Source organism: Paraburkholderia sp. A1BS-2L (genome assembly GCF_051125205.1).
Classification (GTDB): domain Bacteria; phylum Pseudomonadota; class Gammaproteobacteria; order Burkholderiales; family Burkholderiaceae; genus Paraburkholderia.
This window is the reverse complement of record NZ_CP120428.1, coordinates 1,853,874-1,874,247: the sequence shown is the minus strand read 5'-3', so window position 1 is coordinate 1,874,247 and position 20,374 is coordinate 1,853,874. Positions and strand designations below refer to the sequence as shown.

Here is a 20,374-nt window from a genome sequence, read left to right as displayed (position 1 = left end):
GCGCCCGACCGCTCGCAACGCACGCGGAACCGTTCGAATTTGATTCAGTTGTGTTGCGCCGGAGGCGATCCGCGCGGAAATGTTCGCTCCTGAAACATGGATGCCCAGCCGCTCTCGCACAGCACATGCGTGCACAAATGTCTCGTTGCTCGACTGCACGCCAGTCGCGCGGTCAGTGTGGGTATGCGTACAGAATCGCCTGCAGCGCTTTGCTCCAATGGAGTCCAAATACCCAGGGGCGCACGCGAAGCAGTACGCGATGCCGCACCTGCCCTGGACTGGATATCCGAATGGGGAGCTTCCTGCATGAACCAGGTCGTTACGCAGGCCGGCTTGATTGCCGCGGCCAATGAACCCGAAGTCGCACTCGTCGTTCAGCCCGTTGTGCTGGCCGGCGGTTCGGGAACGCGGTTATGGCCGCTTTCGCGCGAACATTGCCCCAAGCAGCTGATCGACCTGCTCGATGGCGAGTCGCTGCTCGAGGCCACCGTGCGCCGCCTCGATGGTGTGTATGCGCGTGGCGGCGCGTCGGTGCGCAAAGCCGCGCCGCTTGTCGTGAGCAGCGAGGATCTGCGCCATATGACCGCCGACCGGCTCGGCCGCAGCGGCACGCCGGCACGCGTCGTGTTCGAGCCGGTCGCGCGCAACACCGCGCCGGCACTCACCGTGGCTGCGCTCGCCGCATGCGCGGAGCAGGCAGCGGCGGAAACCGTATCGGACGCCGCGTCGGCAAAAGCATCGGAAAAAGCGCCGCAAAACGATAGCGACCCGATCCTGGTCGCCATGCCCGCGGATCACCTGATTGCCGATCGGGCCGCGTTTGCCGCGGCGCTGGAAGACGCCGTGACCTACGCAGCGCGTGGTGCGATCGTCACGCTCGGGGTGCCGCCGCAACGCGTCGAGACGGGCTATGGCTACATCGGCGCTGGCGCGACGCTTGGCGCGAGCGGTGCGCGCTCCATCGAGCGCTTCGTCGAGAAACCCGATGCCGAGGTTGCCGCGCGGTACGTCGCGTCGGGCGATTACTGGTGGAACAGCGGCATTTTCGTGGTGCGCGCCTCGGTGTGGCTCGCGGCCATCGCGCGCTGCCGGCCCGCCATCGCGGCGCAGTGCGCGCAGGCCTTCGAGCGCGCGAGCGTCGACGCGGACGGCGCGGTTCATCTGGATGCGGCGGCGCTGGACGCGTGCCCCTCCGATTCGATCGACTATGCGGTGATGGAGTCCGTGGGTGCCGACGCGCTGCTCGCCGGCGTGGTCGTGCCGCTCGTGGCGGGCTGGTCCGACGTTGGCGCGTGGGATGCGGTCTGGCAGGTTTCCGACAAGGACGCGAGCGGCAATGTCGCGCGCGGGCGCGTGCTGTTCGAAGACTCGACCGAGAGCTTCGCGCATTCCGATGGCCGGCTCGTGGCCTGCGTGGGCGTGCACGGCGTGGTGGTGGTGGAGACCGCCGATGCCGTGCTCGTCGCGGCCAAGGACCGCGTGCAGAGCGTGAAGGCGATCGTCGGCAAGCTCAAGGCGCAACACGGCGAGGAGGCGCAGCATCATCGCCGCGTCGAGCGGCCGTGGGGCTGTTATGACTCGGTCGACCGCGGGGAGCGCTTCCAGGTCAAGCGCATCGTCGTGAAGCCGGGCGGGCGGCTCTCGTTGCAGATGCATCATCACCGCGCCGAGCATTGGGTCGTCGTGCGCGGCACGGCCCGTGTGACGCGCGGCGACGAAGTGTTCCTGATCTCCGAGAACGAGTCAACCTATATTCCGCTCGGCGTGAAGCACCGGCTCGAAAACCCGGGCAAGACGCCGCTCGAGATCATCGAGGTGCAGTCGGGCGGCTATCTCGGCGAAGACGACATCGTGCGCTTCGACGATCAGTACGGGCGTGCGGGAGAGCACGAAGACGCGCTCGCGTGGCAAAGAAAGTAGCTGGGTAAATCCATACAAACTGCTTACGAATCAACGGCAGGAAACTGCAAATCACAAGAATCGGGAAATCAAAGGGCCTGACGGGATCACCCGGGACACACTCGGGAGAGCCTGGAAAAGCGGGTACGGACAGGGCGTTTGCCGCGCCATCTTTGCGTCAGGAGATATCCTGGCTGGCGGTTCATGCAATTCGCATGGCAACTTACGACTAAGTTCGACGAAGCACGAGGGCCCACGCAGCAACCGTCAAACAGGCGCGCTTACGCGGCATCGGGGGGAAGGGTCATGGAACTGGGGAACAAGGAACGCTCACTCGTGAGCAAGGTCATGGATGGCCTTATTTCGGGCATCGTCGAAGAACGTTACGGCGCGATCCTGCCGCCGCAGGATGTACTGTCCAAAGAGTTTGACGTGAGCCGCACGGTCATGCGCGAAGCGCTGTCCATGCTGCTCGCACGCCACATGCTCGACGTGCGGCCCAAGATCGGCACGCGCATTCGTCCCATGCGCGACTGGCGCATGATCGACGAAGACGTGGTGAGCTGGCGTTTTCGCGCGAAGCCGGACAAGAACTTTCTGCGCGACGTGATCGAGTTCCGCGCGCTGATCGAGCCCGCCGCGTGCGCGCTGGCAGCCGAGCGCGCGAGCGCAGCGGATCTCGCAGGCATTCGCGAAGCCTACGAGGCGCTGCGCCAGACGAGTCCCGGCGAAGCCGGTTGCGAAGCTGCCGACACGCTTCTGCACACGCGCATTCTCGCTGCGAGCGGCAATCAGTTCTATCAGCAGATGGCGGCGATCATTCGCGGCGCGCTCACGCTCGTGGGGCCCATCCTGAGCCAGCGCGAGGGCGGCTGGACCAACGTGGTCAACGCGCACGGCAGCGTGGTCGACGCGATCGAGCGACGCGCGCCCGAAGACGCGCGCAAGGCCGCGGCGGCCATGATCGAGCTGACTGCCGACGAGCTTCACAGCTCGCTTTCGCCGGAGGCTGTCGAGCCGCGCTGATGCGCTCGTTCGTTGCCTGGTTGGTTAGCCGGGTGATTAACTGAGCAATTAAACGAGCAATTAACTGAGCGGTTAACTGAGCGGTTAACTGAGCGGTTGCCTGCGCGCGCGCAAGCCCGTATCGTGCGTATCTTTGCTTTGCTGCGGCCGGTGTACGGCGTGCGGCAGGCAGATCACGCAATCGACGCAATCGGCGATACGAGGCAAGGCATGGGCGATTCAGGCAAGCGCAGCGAAATCCGTAATGGTGTCACGTCGGCCACGATAACCTGGGGCATCGTGGGCGCGGGGCGCATTGCGCGGCGTTTCACGCAGGGCGTGGCGCATGTGCAAGGCGCGCGCGTGGGCGCGGTGTGGTCGCGCCGCGTGGCGCCGGCCGAGGCGCTCGCGCAGGAGTGCGGCGCCACTGCGTGCGCGAGTTTTGAGGCGCTGCTCGCGAGCAGCGTCGACGCCGTCTACATTGCCACGCTGCAGGACAGCCACGCGCACTATGCGGTCGCGGCGCTGGACGCGGGCCTGCACGTGCTCTGCGAAAAGCCCGCGACCGTGAACGCCGCGCAACTCGAGCGCGTGCTCGATGCCGCGCGGCGCGCGCAACGTCTCTTCATGGAGGCGATGAAGCCGCCGTTCTACCCGCTCTATCGCGCCTTGCGCGCGCATCTGCAAGCCGATCCCATCGGCCCCGTGGGCCTCGTGCGCGCGGGCTGCTCGGTTGCCAACGTTCCTGCCGGCCATCCGTCGTTCTCGTTCGAGCACGCGGGCGGCGCGCTGCTCGACATCGGCGTGTACGAGATGTTTCTCGCGGTCGACTGGCTAGGCGCGCCGCGCGAGGTGCAGACCTTCGGGCGCCTGGGCGTCACGGGCGTGGATACGTTTGCAAGCCTCAATTGCCAGCATGAAAACGGTATCGCGCAACTCTTTTGCGGGCTCGATCTGCATGGTTTTGGCGATGCGTTGCTGGCGGGACCGAACGGCCACGTGACGATTCATGCGAACTGGTGGAACCCGGTGCGCGCGACGATCCGCTATGTCGACGGCCGCACGGTCGAACTCGACGAGCCCTTCGAAGGCGGTGGCCTGAACTACGAAACCGCGCACTTTTGCGAGTTGCTGCGCGCCGGCGCGCTGGAGAGCCCGGTTATGCCGCACGAGACCTCGCGGCGCATGATCGCGATGGCCGATGCCGCTCGCGCGGCGCTCGGCTTGCGTTTCGACTGCGAGTGACGCTAGTGCCGCTCAATGCCGCTCAATGCCGCGCGGGCAACGCGAGGCGTTTTTCGTACCAGTGCTGGATCCACTCGAGCACCTGGCAGAGCACCCAGTAGACGGCGGCGGCCGCGAGATAGAGCGGCAGCGGCTGATACGTCGAAGCAATGATCTCCTGGGCGCTGCGCAGCAGTTCGGTCACGGTGATGACCGACACGAGCGAAGTGTCCTTGATGAGGCTGATCAGGCTGTTCGAGAGGCTCGGCACCGCAATGCGCAGCGCCTGCGGCGCGATCACGTAGCGCAGCGTCTGACGCCGCGAGAGGCCCAAGCTATAGGCGGCGAGCCACTGGCCGCTGTGGATGCCGAGAATCGCGCCGCGCATGCTCTCGGAGAGATAGGCCGCGACGTTCGCGGAGAGCGCGATTACGCCGGCAGGCGTGGGGTCGAGCGAGATGCCGATGCTCGGCAATCCGTAGTAAATCACGAAGATCTGCACGAGCAGCGGGGTGCCGCGCATGAGGCTCACGTATACGCGCGCAATGAACACGAGCGCACGATTCGAGCTGATACCCATGAGCGCGAGCACCGCGCCGCCGATGAGCCCGAAGATCATCGACAGGACTGCGAACTTGACCGTCAGCACCGCGCCCTGCGCGAGCACGGGCAGCGACTGGATGATGAGCGAGTAGATGGGCATGGGAGGACGCGGATGAGAAGCGCTCGCCGGGCGAGCCGTAAAAACATGGGGCGGCACCCTGCGATGCCGCCCCGCGCGACTGACGCCGTTACTTCGTGATCGGCCTGGTCACGTCGATGCCGAACCACTTGTCCGAGATCTTCGTGAAGGTGCCGTCGGCTTCGAGTTGGGCCATGGCGTCGTCGATGGCTTTGGCGAACTTCGGATTACCCTTCCTGAACGGAATGGCCGACGGGTTGCCGGCGCCGACCATCGCGCCCGTGCGCAGCGGCAGCTGCGAGTTCTTCAGCAGGTAGGCGAGCATCAGGCGGTCGTTGAGCGCCGCGTCCAGACGTCCGGCTGCGAGGTCGCGCAGGTATTCCGGCGCACCAGGATAGGTCTTCACGTCGATGCCCGGCACCGACTTCGCCATGTCCATGTAGTTGGTGCCCAGACCGACGCCGAGCTTCTTGCCTTTCAGTTCTTCGAGCGATGTAAACTGGCGCGTATCGTCCTTGCGCTGAATGAGCTGCGCGGCCGAGTACGTGTAGGCCGGCGAGAAGTCGAGCACGGCCTTGCGCTGGTCGGTGACGCCCACCTGGTTGACGATCACGTCGAATTTGCCGGCCTGCAGACCCGCGATGATGCCGCTCCATTCGGTCGTGACGAATTCGGGCTTCAGGCCCAACTTCGCGGCCACGGCCTTGGCGATGTCGACGTCGTAACCCACCAGTTCGCCGTTAGGCGCCTTCGAGTTGAACGGCGGGAACGTGCCTTCGAGACCGATGCGCAGCGTGCCGCGCGCCTTCGCCTGGTCGAGCAGGTCTTCGGCGTGGGCGCTCGCTGCAACGAACGATGCGCCGGCGAGTGCGAGCGCAAGGAGCTTTTTCAGCAAGGCGACTTTCATTGTTTTCCTCTTGTTTTGCTGCGGTTTTGTAGCGAGCCCGAGGATTCCCCGGGCCGGCCGTCTTCTGGAGCGGAGTGCATGGCCCGATGCGCGCCATGCGCCGCACATGGCCTGAAACTATAGCCTCACGCGCGGCCCGAGGCCAGCGCACGCGCGCATTCGGCAACGAGCGCCGGGCCGCGGTAGATGAAACCCGTGTAGACCTGCACGAGCGATGCCCCTGCAGCGATCTTCGCGCGCGCGTCTTCGCCCGAGAAAATGCCGCCTACGCCGATGATCGGCACCTGCTCGCCGAGTTCGGCGCGCAGTTTGCGGATCACCTCGTTCGAAGCCTCGAACACCGGGCGGCCCGAGAGACCGCCGGTTTCGTTGGCATTGGGCAGGCCCTCGACCGCCGCGCGCGAAAGCGTCGTATTGGTCGCGATCACGCCTTCGATCTGGTGGCGCAGGAGTGTGTCGGCGATCTCCTTGATCTGCTCATCGTCGAGATCCGGCGCGATCTTCAGCGCGAGCGGCACGAGCTTGCCGTGCATGTCGGCGAGACGCTGCTGCTTGTCCTTGAGCGCGGCGAGCAGCGCGTCGAGCTCGCCGCCGCCCTGCAATTGGCGCAGATTCTTCGTGTTCGGCGACGAGATGTTGATCGTCACGTAGCTCGCGAACGGATAGACGCGCTCGAGACAGAACAGGTAGTCGTCGGCTGCGCGCTCAATCGGCGTGTCGGCGTTCTTGCCAATGTTCAGGCCGAGGATGCCGCGATAGCGCGCGGCCTGCACGTTCTTCACGAACTGCTCGACGCCCTGGTTATTGAATCCCATCCGGTTGATGATGCCGCCGGCCTCGGGCAGGCGGAAAATGCGCGGACGCGGGTTGCCCGGCTGCGGACGCGGCGTGACCGTGCCCACTTCGATAAAGCCGAAGCCCAGCGCGGCGAATCCGTCGATGGCGGCGCCTTCCTTGTCGAGGCCCGCGGCGAGACCCACCGGATTGCGGAACGTGAGGCCCATGACGGTGCGCGGCGAGTCGGGCACGCGCGGCGCGAAGAGGCCTGCCATGCCCGTACGGCCCGCAGCGCCGATCATGCGCAGGGAGAGATGGTGGGCGTCTTCGGCGTCCATGCGGAAGAGCCGGTCGCGGACGAGCGGATAAAGGGTGCTGAACACGGGGAAAAGGCGCAGGCGCAGAAAAATGAGAACCCGCTATTTTAGCGATAAAGTTCACCACGCAGTTCACCCCCGCCATTTACCGCAAACGGCGGCGGGCTGCGCGCATGCACGGGAAGATCAACTTGGCGCCGCTCGCGTGCTAGCCTGCAGCAGCTTCGCTCGTGGAGCCGAGCGCGCACCAGACGCCGTCGAAGAGGCCTTCGAGCGGCTGAAAGCGGGCTTTATAGGCCATTTTCGGGCTCTCGCGAATCCAGTACCCGAGATAGACGTAGGGCAGTTGCAGACTGCGCGCCTGCTCGATTTGCCAGAGGATGTTGTAGGTGCCGTAGCTCGTGTGCGGGCTGTCGGGCTCAAAGAAGGTGTAGACCGAGGACAGCCCGTCGCCGAGGATGTCGATCATGCTCACCATGCGCAGCGTGCCGGGCTCGTCGGGGCGCTGCGGATCGGGCTCGCGAAATTCCACGAGGCGCGAGTTGATCCGGCTTTGCAGCAAAAACTGCTCGTACTGGTCGCGGCTGTCGCGGTCCATGCCGCCGCCCGCGTGCCGCGCCGACTGGTAGCGCATGTAGAGCGCGTAATGGGCCTCGTCGTAATGGAGCGGCGCGACCGTCGCCACGAGTTCGCCATGATGCTTCCAGGTGCGGCGCTGGGTGCGGTTCGGCGTGAAGCGCTCGACCGGCACGCGCACCGGCACGCAGGCGCGGCAGCCATCGCAATAGGGCCGGTAGGTGAAGACGCCCGAGCGGCGGAAGCCCGCCTTCACGAGATCGGTGTAGACGTCGGAATTGATGAGATGGCTGGGCGTCGCCACTTGCGAGCGCGCGATGCGCCCCTCCAGATAGCTGCAGGGGTAGGGTGCCGTTGCATAGAATTGCAGCGCGGAAAGCGGTGAAAGCGGCAGCTCGTTCGGATGCGTCACGTTGGCAGCTCTCGTTGCGGTTCGGATCGTCGCGCAGCGCCACGCGCAGCGGATGCGACGTTTTCTCCTTGCATACTAACATCGACGCCAGACGCGCATCCATCGAATTGCGCGCCGCCGGGCATGGGCGACGGGCGTGGGGCTGCCCTGACGCGTGTCCTAGAGCGCGGATACGGCGCTGTTGTCGGCGTGGCCCTGGCCGATCCAATCGGCGAGCACGCTTTTATCGAAACGCCAGCCGAACGCGCCCGCGCCTACCGTCGCGCGCACATGCGCGATGAACGCCTTGCGCCCGATTTCGCGCCCCCCCAGCGAAGCCAGATGCGCGGTGTTCTGCTGGCAGTCGATCAGCCCGACGCCGTTGCGGCGCAGATGCGCGACGAGCGCGGCGAGCGCGATCTTCGAGGCGTCGGTGACGGAGGCGAACATCGATTCGCCGAAAAACATCTTGCCGAGCGAGACGCCATAGAGGCCGCCCACGCGCTGGCCGTCGAGCCACGCTTCGATACTGTGCGCGTCACCGATGCGATGCAGGCTCGAATAGGCGTCGATCACGTCGGAGGTGATCCAGGTGCCGCGCTGGCCACGGCGCGGCGCGTTCGCGCAGGCGCGCATCACGGCGGCGAAATCGTTGTCGACGCGGATTTCCCACGCGGGGTCGCGCAGCACGCGCTTGAGCGTTTTCTTGAACGAGGGCGAGACCTTGAACTCGTCGGGGCGCAGGATCATGCGCGGATCGGGGCTCCACCAGAGCACGGGCTGGCCGTCCGAGTACCACGGAAAAATGCCGTGCCGATAGGCGTCGACGAGGCGCGCGGGCAGCAGGTCGGCGCTTGCGGCAAGCAGGCCCGGCGCGCCGCTCGACGCGCCAAGGGCGCGCTCGACAGGCGGGAACGGGTCGTCGGGCGAAAGCCAGGGCACCATCGCCGTAAAGCAGGTCAGCCGTCGCGCAGGGAGCGCAGGACGTCGCCTGTGTGCAGGCCGTAGCTACCCGATTGGCGGTCGGAAAAGAAGCAGCGCAGGGTCTGGCCGACGGTGGGGAACGCGATGTCGTCCCACGGGATTTCGTGCTCTTCGAAGAGGCGCACTTCGAGGCTCTCTTCGCCGGCTTCGATATCGAGGTCGAGCAGGCGCGCAAGATAGAACAGATGCACCTGATGCACGCGCGGCACATTCAGCAACGAGAACAGGTTCTGCACCTCGACGCGTGCGCCGGCTTCCTCGAGCGTCTCGCGCGCAGCGGCTTCGGAGGTCGTCTCGCCCATCTCCATGAAGCCGGCGGGCAGCGTCCAGTAGCCGTAGCGCGGCTCGATCGCGCGGCGGCACAGCAGCACCTTGTCTTCCCAGACGGGAACGGTGCCGACCACGTTGCGCGGATTCTGGTAGTGGATGGCGCCGCAGTGCGAGCAGACGTAGCGTTCGCGATTGTCGCCGGGCGGAACGAGCAGGCTGACCGCCTGACCACAAGTCGAGCAGAATTTCATGGGCACGATAGGGGGATGGGTGATGCGAGTGTATCACCGCAAGGCGGGGCGACGGGAGCGGGCGCGGATTCCCGGTATTGGAGGAGGGGGCGGGCTGCTGCTCGCTTGTGTGGCGATCGGAAGCGGTTCGATTTCAGCGGGGATCGCGCCGAACACCGCGCCAGGCTTTGGCCCTGGTGCGTGCCAGCAATGCATCCCTCACTTCACTCACGACCTCAACCCAATTTCGTAATTTGCGTTACCGAAACAATTGCATGGTCGGATACCAGGGGCTGTCCGTTCTATGGGTGAGCCATCGCCAATCGCCGTAAGCCGGTATGAGCGTCCACACTGGAGTGCCGCCCGCGCCCGCGAGGTGAGCGACCGATGTATCAACCGAAATAAGCAAATCCAGTTTGTTGAGTATTGATAGCGTATCCGTAAAATCGTGAATTTCCGGGCCAAGCGTGTGCAAATCGAAATGCTTCTCGAGCGCACAATTTTCTCGCTCGCTTTTTCCTTTCTGTAAGGAAAACCACGTCACGTTCGGTAGTGTGAAGAGGGGGATAAATGTATTCAGGCTGATCGACCGGAAACGATCGAGCGAGTGCGCAGGACCTCCTTCCCACACAACGCCGATTTTCATATTCCCTCTGGAAGCTCCATTGGTGGTAAGCGCGTTGATCCTATGATTCCAGTAGTCGTCTTTTTCCGATAATGACGATATGTATCGGGTTGCGTAGGGAAGCATCGAAAGCTCAAGGTTCATGAATTCTGGAACCCTGGTTATATGGCACCAGTATTGATAGGAGCACGGTGGAATTCGAGTATAGGTAGCGCGAATGCTGGCCATGGATTTTGCCAATGGCACTATAGGCTCACACACTAGCGCGTCCACTGTTGCGCCTTCTTCGTTCAACCATTTCGCAAATCTTAAAAATTGAATCTCGTCGCCGCGTCCTTGTTCGCCGACGAGCAAAAATGTGCTTCCAGAGACCGGTTGGCCCGACCACCTGGGAAAGGGGAGCTGAACCATGCTCTCTTCAATTCCGGGCATTTGGTAATGCCATTTTTTGCGTTTCCAGCCTTCTTCAAATTCACCGAGGCGTAATAGCGTGTCAGCATAATGACTTTGAAAATAGGGATTCTTGCTGTGAACGCTAACTGCAATCTCGATATGCTGGCGACTTTTCGCGACATCTCCTGTTATGCTGCATGCTCTTGCGGCGTCGTAACGCGATACGGGATGTGCTGGTGAAATTGCAAGCCCTTGCATTGCCACACTCAGAGTTTGCTCGAATCGATCACTTTCGTATAAGGCATAAGCGAGTTCTCTAAGCGCATCGGGATCGTTTGCGATATTGGTTAATAGGTTTAGTAGAGTTTCATCAAATGTGTTTGCCAGCCCGGCGAAATATTTGATTCTCGCCCAATCATTTTTGAACATGATTTAATGACAAGTCGAAATCCACGTCCTATGGACGTGGTCATCGCCTAACTGGCTATGCCTGTTAGAGCACCTGCCCATGCAGGTACCTTTCTGTGTGTTGTCCCCACAACGCATAAAAAGGAACAGAAGCATGAGCAGGTTCAAAAGAGCATCGCATGTCATATGGCATTGTCAATACCACATTGTGTGGGTGCCGAAATATCGGTTTCGCGTGCTGCAAGGTCCGGTCGGCAAGGAAGTCTACAGATGCGTGATGGTGTTTAGTCAGCAACTGGGTTGCGAGGTGATAGAACTCAACGTTCAGCCAGACCATGTCCATCTCCTGGTAAGCATTCCGCCGAAGCTGTCGGTATCGGGACTGATGGGCGTCCTGAAAGGACGTACCGCGATACGAATTTTTACGGCGTTTCCGTTTCTGAAGAAGAAACCGTACTGGGGCAATCACTTCTGGGCAAAGGGTTACTGCGTGGATTCCGTAGGCCTGAACAGCGAGATGATTCAAAAGTACGTACGGTTCCAGGAGAAGGAAGAGATGCATCAAGAGCAGCTTCAGCTGGAACCGGGTAGAGGACCTTCTCAGAAGGGCCGATAGGTGTGCCCCCCTATGGGGGGCTTAAGGCGAAACCACGTTCTACGAACGTGGTGATTCACTCTCTCTGGAGCCGATCTTTGGAGGCCAGTAGATTTTTGCCTTACAAATTTGATGCAATTCGGCGGTACCACAATATCTTATCTAAGATATGGTGATATTTTTCGCCTGTTGCGAATCGGATCTATCCTAATTCGTGCCGAATTGGCGGGCAGGAAGGACAGGTGAAACCGGAAGGTGCCAGAAAAACAAAACCCGGCGCGAGCCGGGTTTTTCGTGTTGGGTGCGTGACCGGAAGGGCGTCCGATTAGCATTCGCCCTTCTTGGCGTGACCGGGCGGGCAGTGCCAGCCCTTGTTGTTGTGGTGGTGCTTGTCCCAGTCGTCGCGGTCCCAGTAACGGCGGCCATCCCAATAGCGGTCGCCATACCAGCCAGGCGTGACGACGATGGCGGCGGGCGGCGGCGCGACCACGACAGGGACAGGGGTCCCCACGTTGATGCCTACGTTGACATCGGTCGCGTATGCTGCGCTGGCCAGACCGACAGAGGCGGCGGCAAGTGCCAGGCGGACGAATGTTTGCTTCTTCATTGATCGGTCCCCAAATATCGCCCCGCGTTCGGGATGGATTTCGCTGGACAACAAAAAACCCGCCGAAGCGGGTTTGATGGCATGACGGTTTTTGTGAAAGTCTCAATGGACTTTGGTTGCGGGGGCAGGATTTGAACCTGCGACCTTCGGGTTATGAGCCCGACGAGCTGCCAGACTGCTCCACCCCGCGTCCGTCAGAGAAAGAAAGTATAGGGTAAATGCCGCTGCGACGCAACAACAATTACCAACATTCTTCTGGGAGATAGCAGAATCATTGCGGACCGGGCGGGCGAGGCTGCGCCCGGTCCGTTCGCATAAGGGGCCAGGCTAGAATCGTGTGCCCGGTTGTCGCAGCAGAAATCGCGAGCCGCCCGACCTTTTCGCCCCTTACTCTGCCTCATAACTTCTCATGGACATCGCCCTCGATCTGCAATCGATAGCCGCGCAGGAACACGCGCTGGTGTTTCCCCGTTTCGACACCGATCGCGCCTGGCAACTCGGCACTTTGCTGCGCGAACTTGCGGTCGCGCGTTCGCACGCGGTCGTCATCGACGTGCGCACCTTTGGCCTGCCGCTGTTCTTCTGCGCGCTTGCCGGCGCGACGCCCGAGAACGTCGAGTGGGCGCGCCGCAAGTCGCGCGTGGTCGAGCATTTCCGGCGTAGTTCGTATGCGATCGGCTTGCGCGTGCAGCAGTCGGGCTCCTCGCTCGCGGAGAAAAACGGCCTGCCCGTAGCTGATTACGCCACGCATGGCGGCGCGTTTCCGTTGGCCGTTGCGGGCGCCGGCGTGATCGGCTCGGTGACGGTTTCGGGGCTGCCGCAGCGTGCCGATCACGAACTCGTGGTCGAGGCGCTGTGCGCGCATCTCGACGCCGACTACAGCAAGCTCGCGCTTGCGAAGGCCTGACGCGATGCGCATGTCTCCCTGGCTCATTCTCACCATCGCCATCGTCGCGGAAGTCATTGCCACGTCCGCGCTGCGCGCTTCGGAGGGTTTTTCGCGGCTCGTGCCATCGGCGGTGGTGGTCGCCGGTTATGGCGTCGCGTTCTACTGTCTCTCGCTCACGCTCAAGAATTTGCCCGTGGGCGTGGTCTATGCCGTTTGGTCCGGCGTGGGCATCGTGCTCATCACGCTCGTCGCGATGGTGCTCTACAAGCAGGTGCCCGATCTGCCCGCGGTGCTCGGTCTCGGACTCATCGTGGCCGGTGTGGTCGTGCTGAATCTGTTTTCAAAAATGCAGGCTCACTGAGGTCGCGCCGAGGCCATACCGAGACCATTCAGTATTCAGGCGGCACGATGCGGATGCCGCTGGTCGCGATGGTCTCGCGGCTACGTTCGCCTTCGGGCGTGGCCGCGTCTTCCCACAGGCTGATCGCGTGCGAGACCTCGATGCCGTGTTCCTGTGCGTAAGTGAACCAGCGGCTCGCGGCCTGCTGCTCGGATATTTCACGGTTTTCTTCGAAGTATTGGCCGTTCAGGTGCGATTCCATAGTTTTCCTGCGTCGGCCGGCGTTAGTGCTTTGGCACTGACTCCGGGCCCGTGCTTCCGGTTGAACCGGGCTGGCGCTGCGCTTCACACAAAGCCGCGCTTGCAATAGTGAAAGGTTTGCATGGCGCGCATTTCTCGCGCGCCGATCATGTTCAGTGTTGCAGCTTCCATACCCATTCGTCTATCGGTTGCACGGTGGCCGATGTCACGTATCGGTCCTGTCGGGGCGTGCAGCGAGTAACATGGGACGCGATCCCGCCGTCCGTCGGTGCGGGTTTTCTTCTGCAGATTTTCCAACGGGGCTGGACATGGATATCCGTTTCCCTTCCGAGGCGCCGTCCTGGCACGATGCAAATCTCACCGTGGGGTTTCCCGCGCTGGTGGACGGTGCGCGCGTGCCCTGCGCGATCTCCGTCGAGGCGCTCGAGGATCATTTCGGTGCGCTGTCCGCGGGGCGCGACGCGTGGATGCAGGCGTTCGATGCCGGCCGAGCGCGCATCGAGGCCGTGGCGCGCGCGCATCTTGAACTCAGCAACGGCACGCCGGTATTGCTAAAAAGCGGCCATTTTCCGCCGGGCACTTTGCTTTCCTGATGAGACTGGGCGAGCCGGTGCCGCACATCCCGGCGCACCGGCTCGATAATCGCGCTCAGGCTGTTCCCATGGACATCGTTGAACCCAAAGACCCCGATGCCACCGCGTTTCGCATGGCACTGCGCGCGCGCATACTGGATGCCGCACGCCGAATCGTGATGCGCGACGGGCTGCATGCACTTTCGATGCGCAAGCTTGCCGAGGCGATCGGCTATTCGCCGGCTTCGCTTTACCTCCATTTCGACAGCCGCGATGAGATTGCCCGCGCGCTGGGACGCGAGAGCTTTGCGCAGTTGCTTGCGCATCTTGAACCGTGCGCGCAGATCGGCGACCCGTGGGAGCGGCTTCATGCGCTGGCGCATGCCTATGTCGCCTTCGGGCGCGCGCATCAGGAGGCTTACCGGCTCATGTTCATGGAGCCGCGGGAGGGCGGCCGTTCCGGGACGCACGTGACGGGCCGTGCGGCAACGCGGCCGGCGCGCGACCCTCCGGCGATTGCCGAATCCGGCGATGCGCTGCCTTGCGAGGACGCTGCGCGCGTGGCGGATCTGTTCGCCGATGCGCTCGAAGCGCTTGTGACCGCGGGGCATTTGCGCAGCGGCGCGCAAGGCGAGCCTGCGCTGCTTGCACGCGCGTTATGGGCGATGCTCCATGGCGTGGTGGTGTTTTCGCTGATCGGGCCGGGGTTCGCACATGAGGCGGCGTTGGCGCCGATCGTCGACGCCGGGCTCGGCGGCTGGCTTGGCAGTCCGCCACCGCCCGCTAATGCAGTGGAGAAAACGCGAAACGGCCCATCGTGATAGCCTCGCTGGGCGCGGTTAGCTGGGGGCGCGAGCATGGCGCGCGCTGCCGCGGAGCGCAGGTTTTCTTCGTGCTTTCATCCTGATCGATCGATTGTCATGTCACAGGAAGTCACCGCAAACGCCTTTGCCGCCGATGCAGCGCAGTACGTGCTCACGCAGGTTGCGAACCGCATCGGCTTGATCGAGCTCGATCGCCCGCGGGCGCTCAACGTGCTGACCACGGCGATGATTCGCTCGATGCAGGCCGCGCTCGATGCCTGGCGCGACGACCCCGAAGTGCTCGCCGTGATCGTGCACACGCGTCATCCGCGCGCGTTCTGCGCGGGCGGCGACATCCGCTTTCTCCATGAGTCGTACCGCGCTGGCGATCACGCTGCAGTCGATACGTTTTTTATCGAGGAATATCGGCTGAATCATGCAATCTTCAGTTATCCGAAACCTTATATCGCGTTGCTGAATGGCGTCGTGATGGGCGGCGGCATGGGGATTACGCAGGGCGCGCATCGCACCGGCGGACTGCGCGTGGCAGGCACCACGACACGCATGGCGATGCCCGAGACACGCATAGGGTTCTTTCCCGATGTCGGCATGGGCTGGTTCCTCGCGCGCACGCCGGGTGCGCTCGGGCGCTATCTCGCAGTGACCGGGGAGACGATCGACGCCGATAGCGCGCTCTATGCCGGTCTCGCCGATGTGTTCATCGACGAGGCGGCGTGGCCCGCGCTGCTCGATGCACTGCTGACTGAGTCGTTCGCAACGGGCGAAGCGGTCGTCCAACGGATTCGTGCCGTTGCCGCATCGAGCGAGGAGGTGCGGCGCAATGCAGCGTGTTCGGCGCTGGCCGTTGCGCGCGCATGGATCGATCAGCATTTTTCGCGGCCTTCGGTGGCGTCGATTCTTGCGTCGCTGGAGAGCGTGCAGCACGACGCGAAGGATGTGCAAAGCGATTGGGCCGAGCAGATCGTGGGGGTGTTGCGGGAGCGCTCGCCGTTGTCGATGGCGGTGTCGCTCGAAGCGGTGTCGCTGGCGGAGGGCTCGATGGCCGACGTACTGCGCCGCGATCTCGATCTCACGCGATCGAGCTTTGCCCAGGGCGACGCGATGGAGGGCATCCGCGCGCGCATCATCGACAAGGACAATGATCCGCACTGGCGTTTCGCGCGTATCGAGGATGTGCCGCCCGCCGACGTGCAGGCGATGTTCAAGAGCCCCTGGGATGCCGCCGGGCATCCGCTGCGGGCGTTGCCGGATTAGACTCGCCGGCGGGCGCTGCGCGTGGCGCGCCTGCTACTTTCTCCGCGCATGAGCGCCGCTTCAGTCTTCGCTGGTTTCGCTCATGAAGGCGCGCATGAACACGAGTGCGCCCCAACCCCAGACCGCATTCGACGCGAAGCCCATGGCGACGCGAGGCAGCATGTTGCCGCTCGGCCAGATGCCGCGCAGCGGATCGACCACGAACAGCATGGCGGCTGTGAGCACGATGCCGCCGAACACGAACGCCTGCACCCACGGAGCGGGGCGCGACGGCGAGATGCGCAGCAGCCACGTCATCGGGATGGCCCACAGCGCGCTCCAGATCGCGTTGACGAGGAACTCAGGCAGGCCGATGGGAGCGAACGGCTCGGTGGAGAAACCGGCGGCATCGATGACTTGCGCCGCGTGAAGCAGCGCGAGAGTTGCTTCGCGAAAGAACAGCGAGGCCAGAAAGCCGGATACGAACGGCAAAATCAGTTTTTGCATGAGGGTGCGCGAGGATTGCGTGGCGCGGACCGCGCATGCCCGAAATGAAAAGGCGTAAAAGCGCGGCCGGCCGGATTATTGTCGATGTGTGCGCCATTATATCGGCGCGCCGCGCCTGTGATTGCACCTGTGTATGTTAAAGCGTCGCGTAAAGCACGAAAGTGGAAAACCTAAGCTCAAAAAAATCGTTCAAAACGCTTAGGGCGATCCCTAGACTGGGTCTCCATGAAGACGGCGCCGCCGTTGTGGCCCCGCCGATTTAATCGACCCCGCCGGTTTGAGCGGTGTTCCGGTCCTTGCCATCGCATGGGGCCGCGCCTCGAACTTTTCCGTCTCACGGGTCGAACAAAAGCAGGAGCAATGCATGAATGTTTTCTGGTTCATCCCGACCCATGGCGACAGCCGTTATCTGGGTACGGCCGAAGGCGCGCGCGCCGCTGATCTCGCCTATTTCCAGCAAGTGGCCGTCGCGGCCGATACGCTCGGCTATGAAGGCGTTCTGCTGCCGACGGGCCGTTCATGCGAAGACGCTTGGGTCGTGGCATCGAGCCTGATCGCCGCGACGCGGCGCCTGAAGTTTCTCGTTGCGATTCGCCCGGGCCTTTCGTCGCCGGCGCTTTCCGCACGCATGGCCGCGACTTTCGATCGCCTTTCGAATGGACGCTTGCTCATCAACGTAGTGACGGGAGGCGACGCCGCCGAACTCGAAGGCGACGGGGTGTTCGTCGATCACGACACGCGCTACGAAATCACCGACGAATTCCTGCATATCTGGCGCAAGCTGCTTGCCGCTTCGCACACCAGCGAGGCGATCGACTTCGAAGGCAAGCATCTGAGTTCGAAGGGCGGCAGGGCGCTTTATCCGCCGGTGCAGCATCCACATCCGCCGCTGTGGTTCGGCGGCTCGTCGCCGGCTGCTCACGATATGGCGGGCGCGCACATCGATACCTATCTGACGTGGGGCGAACCACCCGAGGCCGTCGCGAAGAAAATCGCCGATATCCGCGCACGGGCCGAGCGGCACGGCCGCAAGATCAGCTTCGGCATTCGCATGCACGTGATCGTGCGCGAGACCGAAGAGCAAGCATGGGCAGCGGCGGAGCGCCTCATCAGCCGTCTCGACGACGACACCATCGCGCGTGCGCAGGCGGCGTTCAACAAGATGGATTCGGAAGGCCAGCGCCGCATGGCCGCGCTGCACGGCGGCAAGCGCGGTACGCGCAAGGAACTGGAGGTGCATCCGAACCTGTGGGCGGGCGTGGGCCTTGTGCGTGGCGGCGCGGGCACGGCGCTGGTCGGCAATCCGGAGCAGGTTGCCGAACGCATGAAGGAATACGCGCAGCTGGGTATCGAGACCTTCATTCTTTCGGGCTACCCTCATCTTGAGGAATCCTACCGCTTCGCAGAGCTCGTGTTTCCGCTGTTGCCGGGACGCCGCACGAAGACGTCTGGTGGTCCGGCCTCGGGTCCGTTCGGCGAGGTGGTCGGTAATCAGTATTTGCCGAAGGTGAGCCAGAGCTGATCCACGATCGACTGGCTTATCGGTTTCCAGATGGAGGCGAACGCGAATTCAATATCGCCAGAACCGCGCAATATGATCAGGATGACATAACGATGAACCAAACCGCTGTAACCGCCGCCGGCGCGGCCATTGATCCACGTGGGGGGCGGCCATTCGCCTTGGTTGGGCGCAAGGCGTTCGCACGCGTCGCGCCCTGGCTCGTGCCGCTCGCGATTCTGGCCGCGTGGGAGCTGGCCGCACGCAGCGGTGTGCTTTCCACTCGCGTGCTGCCCGAACCGCTCGCGGTCGTGAAGGCCGCGTGCTCGCTCGTCGAATCGGGCGAGATGCTGCAGGACGTGCGCGTGAGCACCTGGCGCGCGATTTCGGGTTTCGCGATCGGCGGCGGCATCGGCCTCGTGCTCGGTCTTGCCACCGGGCTCTTCAAGTCCGCCGAGACCGCGCTCGACTCGACCATCCAGATGATCCGCAATATTCCCGCGCTCGCGATGATTCCGCTCGTGATCCTCTGGTTCGGCATCGAGGAGCAGGCGAAGGTGTTTCTCGTCGCGCTCGGCGTGTTTTTCCCGGTGTATGTGAATACTTTTCACGGCATCCGCTCGGTCGACGCGAACCTCATCGAAATGGCGCGCAGCTATGGTCTCAGGGGCTTTGCGCTCTGTCGCGAAGTCATTCTGCCCGGCGCACTGCCGTCGATTCTCGTGGGCGCGCGCTTCGCGCTCGGATTGATGTGGGTGACGCTGATTGTCGCGGAAACGATTTCCGCGCAGTCTGGCATCGGCTACATGACGATGAACGCGCGCGAATTTCTTCAGACCGATGTGGTGGTGGTCGGCGTTCTGCTCTACGCCGCGCTCGGCAAGCTCGCCGACTGGCTCGCCAAATGGCTCGAACGTGCTGCGCTGCGCTGGCACCCCGCTTATCAACAAGGGAGCGATGCATGAACGCAAGCACGTTGGCGGTTCATTTCGGCGGCGTCGCGGGCCGTGATCTCGAAGCTGAGATCGAGTTGCCGCGCACCCAGGAGCGCGAAGCGCACGAGGCGGACGCGCGGCATGGCGCGCAGCGCACTCAAGCCGGCGAACAGGATCGACGCGCGCCGGTAACGACAGAAACGGCGACTGCGCGCAGTGACGCGCGCACGCACCACCCGGCCGTCGAATTGCGCCGCGTGGGCAAGCGCTATGGCGAGCGCGTCGTGCTCGATGGCTTCGACCTCTCGATCGAACGCGGCAGCTTCGTGGCGATCGTGGGACGAAGCGGCTGCGGGAAATCTACGCTGCTGCGCCTCGTTGCCGGGCTCGAAGCACCCGATGCCGGCGAGCTTACGCGGCGCGACGAGCGTGGCGCGTCGCTCGAGACGCGCATGATGTTTCAGGACGCACGGCTGCTGCCGTGGAAAACCGTCCTCCAGAACGTGATGCTCGGGCTTGGGCGCGGTGCGCGCGACGACGCTCGCGCCGTGCTCGATGAAGTCGGGCTGCTTGCACGCGCCGACGAATGGCCCGCACGGCTCTCGGGCGGTCAGCGTCAGCGCGTGGCGCTTGCGCGGGCGCTGGTGCACCGGCCGCACTTGTTGCTGCTCGACGAGCCGTTCGGCGCACTCGATGCGCTCACGCGCATCGAAATGCATGCGCTGATCGAGCGCCTCTGGCGCGAGCATCGCTTTACTGCGCTGTTGGTCACCCACGACGTGCATGAGGCCGTCGCGCTGGGCGACCGCATTCTGCTGGTGGAGCAGGGCTGCATCGCACTCGACCAGCGCGTGCCGCTCGAACGTCCTCGCGCCCGCGCGGACGCGCGCTTTGCCGGGATCGAAGCGCGCGTGCTCCAGCGCGTGCTGGGCAGCGAGACGCCACGTCGGTCATCACGACGCGCTCGATCGACGAACTCGAACTGAAGGTCCGCTCGGAAGTCGTTGCGCTCGTGAAGTCGACGGAGGTGTCGATCGTGCGGTTGTCAATCGCTGGCGGGCGGCTTCGGGGCTTGCGCGCAGAGTTGTGCGCCCGGCGTGGAAGTGGGAGGATGGATCACCTGGCCACGACGGAGAGACGATCATGGAGCCGAAAGGCATCGACATGGGTGACTATGAGGAGCGCTACAAGGACTACGACATCGAAGTGGCGGTTGAGCAGGTGCTCACGGGCGTGAAGGCGCACTTTCGCGTGCTCAAGGACGGCGCTCTGGTAACGGACTGGCAACTGGTCCATATCGACCGCCTGTGGTCGACCGAGCATGCGGCGGCCGAGGCGGGCTTCGAGGCGGCGCGTGCGTGGATCGACGGCAACGCGGTGCAATGAGGTTTATCGCGTTGCCGGTAGGGCGCCGCCTGGTAAGGT

At 63.5% G+C, this 20,374-nt stretch carries 23 protein-coding genes, 1 tRNA gene and 1 pseudogene; 14 read left to right on the top strand and 11 right to left on the bottom strand.

What is annotated here, in order from left to right; all coding sequences use genetic code 11:
- The first annotated feature begins 306 nt into the window (after nt 1-306).
- The 3 genes from P5W98_RS08440 to P5W98_RS08430 all read left to right on the top strand — a co-directional run bounded on the left by P5W98_RS08440 (nt 307) and on the right by P5W98_RS08430 (nt 4,149).
- A complete protein-coding gene (locus P5W98_RS08440; RefSeq protein WP_421024140.1) occupies nt 307-1,920 on the top strand; it encodes a mannose-1-phosphate guanylyltransferase/mannose-6-phosphate isomerase in 1,614 nt (537 codons plus the stop codon).
- 285 nt (nt 1,921-2,205) lie between these two features.
- Nucleotides 2,206-2,925: a FadR/GntR family transcriptional regulator gene (locus P5W98_RS08435; protein WP_421024139.1), complete on the top strand. Its 720-nt coding sequence runs from the start codon at nt 2,206-2,208 to the stop codon at nt 2,923-2,925.
- Between the two features lie 210 nt (nt 2,926-3,135).
- Entirely contained in the window at nt 3,136-4,149 is a 1,014-nt protein-coding gene (locus P5W98_RS08430) for a Gfo/Idh/MocA family protein (protein ID WP_421024138.1), read from the top strand.
- Between the two features lie 22 nt (nt 4,150-4,171).
- Here P5W98_RS08430 and P5W98_RS08425 read toward each other — a convergent pair whose 3' ends face one another.
- The 7 genes from P5W98_RS08425 to P5W98_RS08395 all read right to left on the bottom strand — a co-directional run bounded on the left by P5W98_RS08425 (nt 4,172) and on the right by P5W98_RS08395 (nt 10,709).
- The gene (locus P5W98_RS08425) at nt 4,172-4,831 is read right to left on the bottom strand and encodes an amino acid ABC transporter permease (RefSeq protein WP_421024137.1); all 660 of its coding nucleotides are present in this window, start codon (nt 4,829-4,831) and stop codon (nt 4,172-4,174) included.
- 88 nt (nt 4,832-4,919) lie between these two features.
- On the bottom strand, nt 4,920-5,717 hold the full coding sequence (locus P5W98_RS08420; protein WP_421024136.1) for a cystine ABC transporter substrate-binding protein: 798 nt from the start codon (nt 5,715-5,717) through the stop codon (nt 4,920-4,922).
- Between the two features lie 125 nt (nt 5,718-5,842).
- Nucleotides 5,843-6,877 (bottom strand): quinone-dependent dihydroorotate dehydrogenase, encoded by a 1,035-nt coding sequence (locus P5W98_RS08415; protein WP_421024135.1) that lies wholly within the window; start codon nt 6,875-6,877, stop codon nt 5,843-5,845.
- A 142-nt stretch (nt 6,878-7,019) separates the two neighbouring features.
- Nucleotides 7,020-7,799, bottom strand: coding sequence for an arginyltransferase (locus P5W98_RS08410; protein WP_421024134.1), 780 nt, complete (start codon nt 7,797-7,799; stop codon nt 7,020-7,022).
- 159 nt (nt 7,800-7,958) lie between these two features.
- Nucleotides 7,959-8,723: a leucyl/phenylalanyl-tRNA--protein transferase gene (aat, locus tag P5W98_RS08405; protein ID WP_421024133.1), complete on the bottom strand. Its 765-nt coding sequence runs from the start codon at nt 8,721-8,723 to the stop codon at nt 7,959-7,961.
- A 14-nt stretch (nt 8,724-8,737) separates the two neighbouring features.
- A complete protein-coding gene (locus tag P5W98_RS08400) occupies nt 8,738-9,283 on the bottom strand; it encodes an NUDIX hydrolase (RefSeq protein WP_421024132.1) in 546 nt (181 codons plus the stop codon).
- Between the two features lie 238 nt (nt 9,284-9,521).
- Entirely contained in the window at nt 9,522-10,709 is a 1,188-nt protein-coding gene (locus tag P5W98_RS08395; RefSeq protein ID WP_421024131.1) for a tetratricopeptide repeat protein, read from the bottom strand.
- A gap of 133 nt (nt 10,710-10,842) precedes the next feature.
- Here P5W98_RS08395 and tnpA point away from each other — a divergent pair, with 133 nt between their 5' ends.
- Nucleotides 10,843-11,304, top strand: coding sequence for an IS200/IS605 family transposase (gene tnpA, locus P5W98_RS08390; protein ID WP_421023352.1), 462 nt, complete (start codon nt 10,843-10,845; stop codon nt 11,302-11,304).
- 304 nt (nt 11,305-11,608) lie between these two features.
- Here tnpA and P5W98_RS08385 read toward each other — a convergent pair whose 3' ends face one another.
- Both P5W98_RS08385 and P5W98_RS08380 read right to left on the bottom strand, forming a co-directional pair.
- Nucleotides 11,609-11,890: a hypothetical protein gene (locus P5W98_RS08385; RefSeq protein ID WP_421024130.1), complete on the bottom strand. Its 282-nt coding sequence runs from the start codon at nt 11,888-11,890 to the stop codon at nt 11,609-11,611.
- Nucleotides 11,891-12,003: 113 nt separating this feature from the next.
- Nucleotides 12,004-12,080, bottom strand: a tRNA-Met gene (locus tag P5W98_RS08380).
- A gap of 219 nt (nt 12,081-12,299) precedes the next feature.
- Between P5W98_RS08380 and P5W98_RS08375 the strand changes: the two genes are divergently transcribed.
- Entirely contained in the window at nt 12,300-12,797 is a 498-nt protein-coding gene (locus tag P5W98_RS08375; RefSeq protein WP_421024129.1) for a heme-degrading domain-containing protein, read from the top strand.
- Nucleotides 12,798-12,807: 10 nt separating this feature from the next.
- Nucleotides 12,808-13,140, top strand: coding sequence for a DMT family transporter (locus tag P5W98_RS08370; RefSeq protein ID WP_421024128.1), 333 nt, complete (start codon nt 12,808-12,810; stop codon nt 13,138-13,140).
- Nucleotides 13,141-13,168: 28 nt separating this feature from the next.
- On the opposite strand, the gene P5W98_RS08365 is transcribed toward P5W98_RS08370, so the two are convergent.
- A complete protein-coding gene (locus P5W98_RS08365; protein ID WP_421024127.1) occupies nt 13,169-13,381 on the bottom strand; it encodes a hypothetical protein in 213 nt (70 codons plus the stop codon).
- 307 nt (nt 13,382-13,688) lie between these two features.
- Between P5W98_RS08365 and P5W98_RS08360 the strand changes: the two genes are divergently transcribed.
- The 3 genes from P5W98_RS08360 (at nt 13,689) to P5W98_RS08350 (ending at nt 16,030) form a co-directional block, all read left to right on the top strand.
- Nucleotides 13,689-13,973, top strand: a complete 285-nt coding sequence (locus P5W98_RS08360) for a DUF1488 domain-containing protein (protein ID WP_421025220.1) — start codon at nt 13,689-13,691, stop codon at nt 13,971-13,973.
- Between the two features lie 68 nt (nt 13,974-14,041).
- Entirely contained in the window at nt 14,042-14,773 is a 732-nt protein-coding gene (locus P5W98_RS08355) for a TetR/AcrR family transcriptional regulator (protein WP_421024126.1), read from the top strand.
- Nucleotides 14,774-14,872: 99 nt separating this feature from the next.
- Entirely contained in the window at nt 14,873-16,030 is a 1,158-nt protein-coding gene (locus P5W98_RS08350; protein WP_421024125.1) for an enoyl-CoA hydratase/isomerase family protein, read from the top strand.
- A 60-nt stretch (nt 16,031-16,090) separates the two neighbouring features.
- Here P5W98_RS08350 and P5W98_RS08345 read toward each other — a convergent pair whose 3' ends face one another.
- Nucleotides 16,091-16,516, bottom strand: a complete 426-nt coding sequence (locus P5W98_RS08345; RefSeq protein ID WP_413185749.1) for a hypothetical protein — start codon at nt 16,514-16,516, stop codon at nt 16,091-16,093.
- Nucleotides 16,517-16,880: 364 nt separating this feature from the next.
- On the opposite strand from P5W98_RS08345, the gene ssuD reads away from it, so the two are divergent.
- The 5 genes and pseudogenes from ssuD to P5W98_RS08320 all read left to right on the top strand — a co-directional run bounded on the left by ssuD (nt 16,881) and on the right by P5W98_RS08320 (nt 20,335).
- The gene (ssuD, locus tag P5W98_RS08340) at nt 16,881-18,038 is read left to right on the top strand and encodes an FMNH2-dependent alkanesulfonate monooxygenase (protein WP_421024124.1); all 1,158 of its coding nucleotides are present in this window, start codon (nt 16,881-16,883) and stop codon (nt 18,036-18,038) included.
- A gap of 92 nt (nt 18,039-18,130) precedes the next feature.
- Nucleotides 18,131-18,979: an aliphatic sulfonate ABC transporter permease SsuC gene (gene ssuC, locus P5W98_RS08335; protein ID WP_421024123.1), complete on the top strand. Its 849-nt coding sequence runs from the start codon at nt 18,131-18,133 to the stop codon at nt 18,977-18,979.
- Entirely contained in the window at nt 18,976-19,935 is a 960-nt protein-coding gene (locus P5W98_RS08330) for an ATP-binding cassette domain-containing protein (protein ID WP_421024122.1), read from the top strand. The genes ssuC and P5W98_RS08330 overlap by 4 nt, the downstream gene beginning before the upstream one ends.
- A pseudogene (locus P5W98_RS08325) lies at nt 19,893-19,994 on the top strand (TOBE domain-containing protein); the annotation flags it as partial. The gene P5W98_RS08330 and the pseudogene P5W98_RS08325, both read left to right, overlap by 43 nt.
- A 98-nt stretch (nt 19,995-20,092) precedes the next feature.
- Nucleotides 20,093-20,335: a DUF6566 family protein gene (locus tag P5W98_RS08320; protein ID WP_421024121.1), complete on the top strand. Its 243-nt coding sequence runs from the start codon at nt 20,093-20,095 to the stop codon at nt 20,333-20,335.
- The last annotated feature ends 39 nt before the right edge of the window (nt 20,336-20,374 follow it).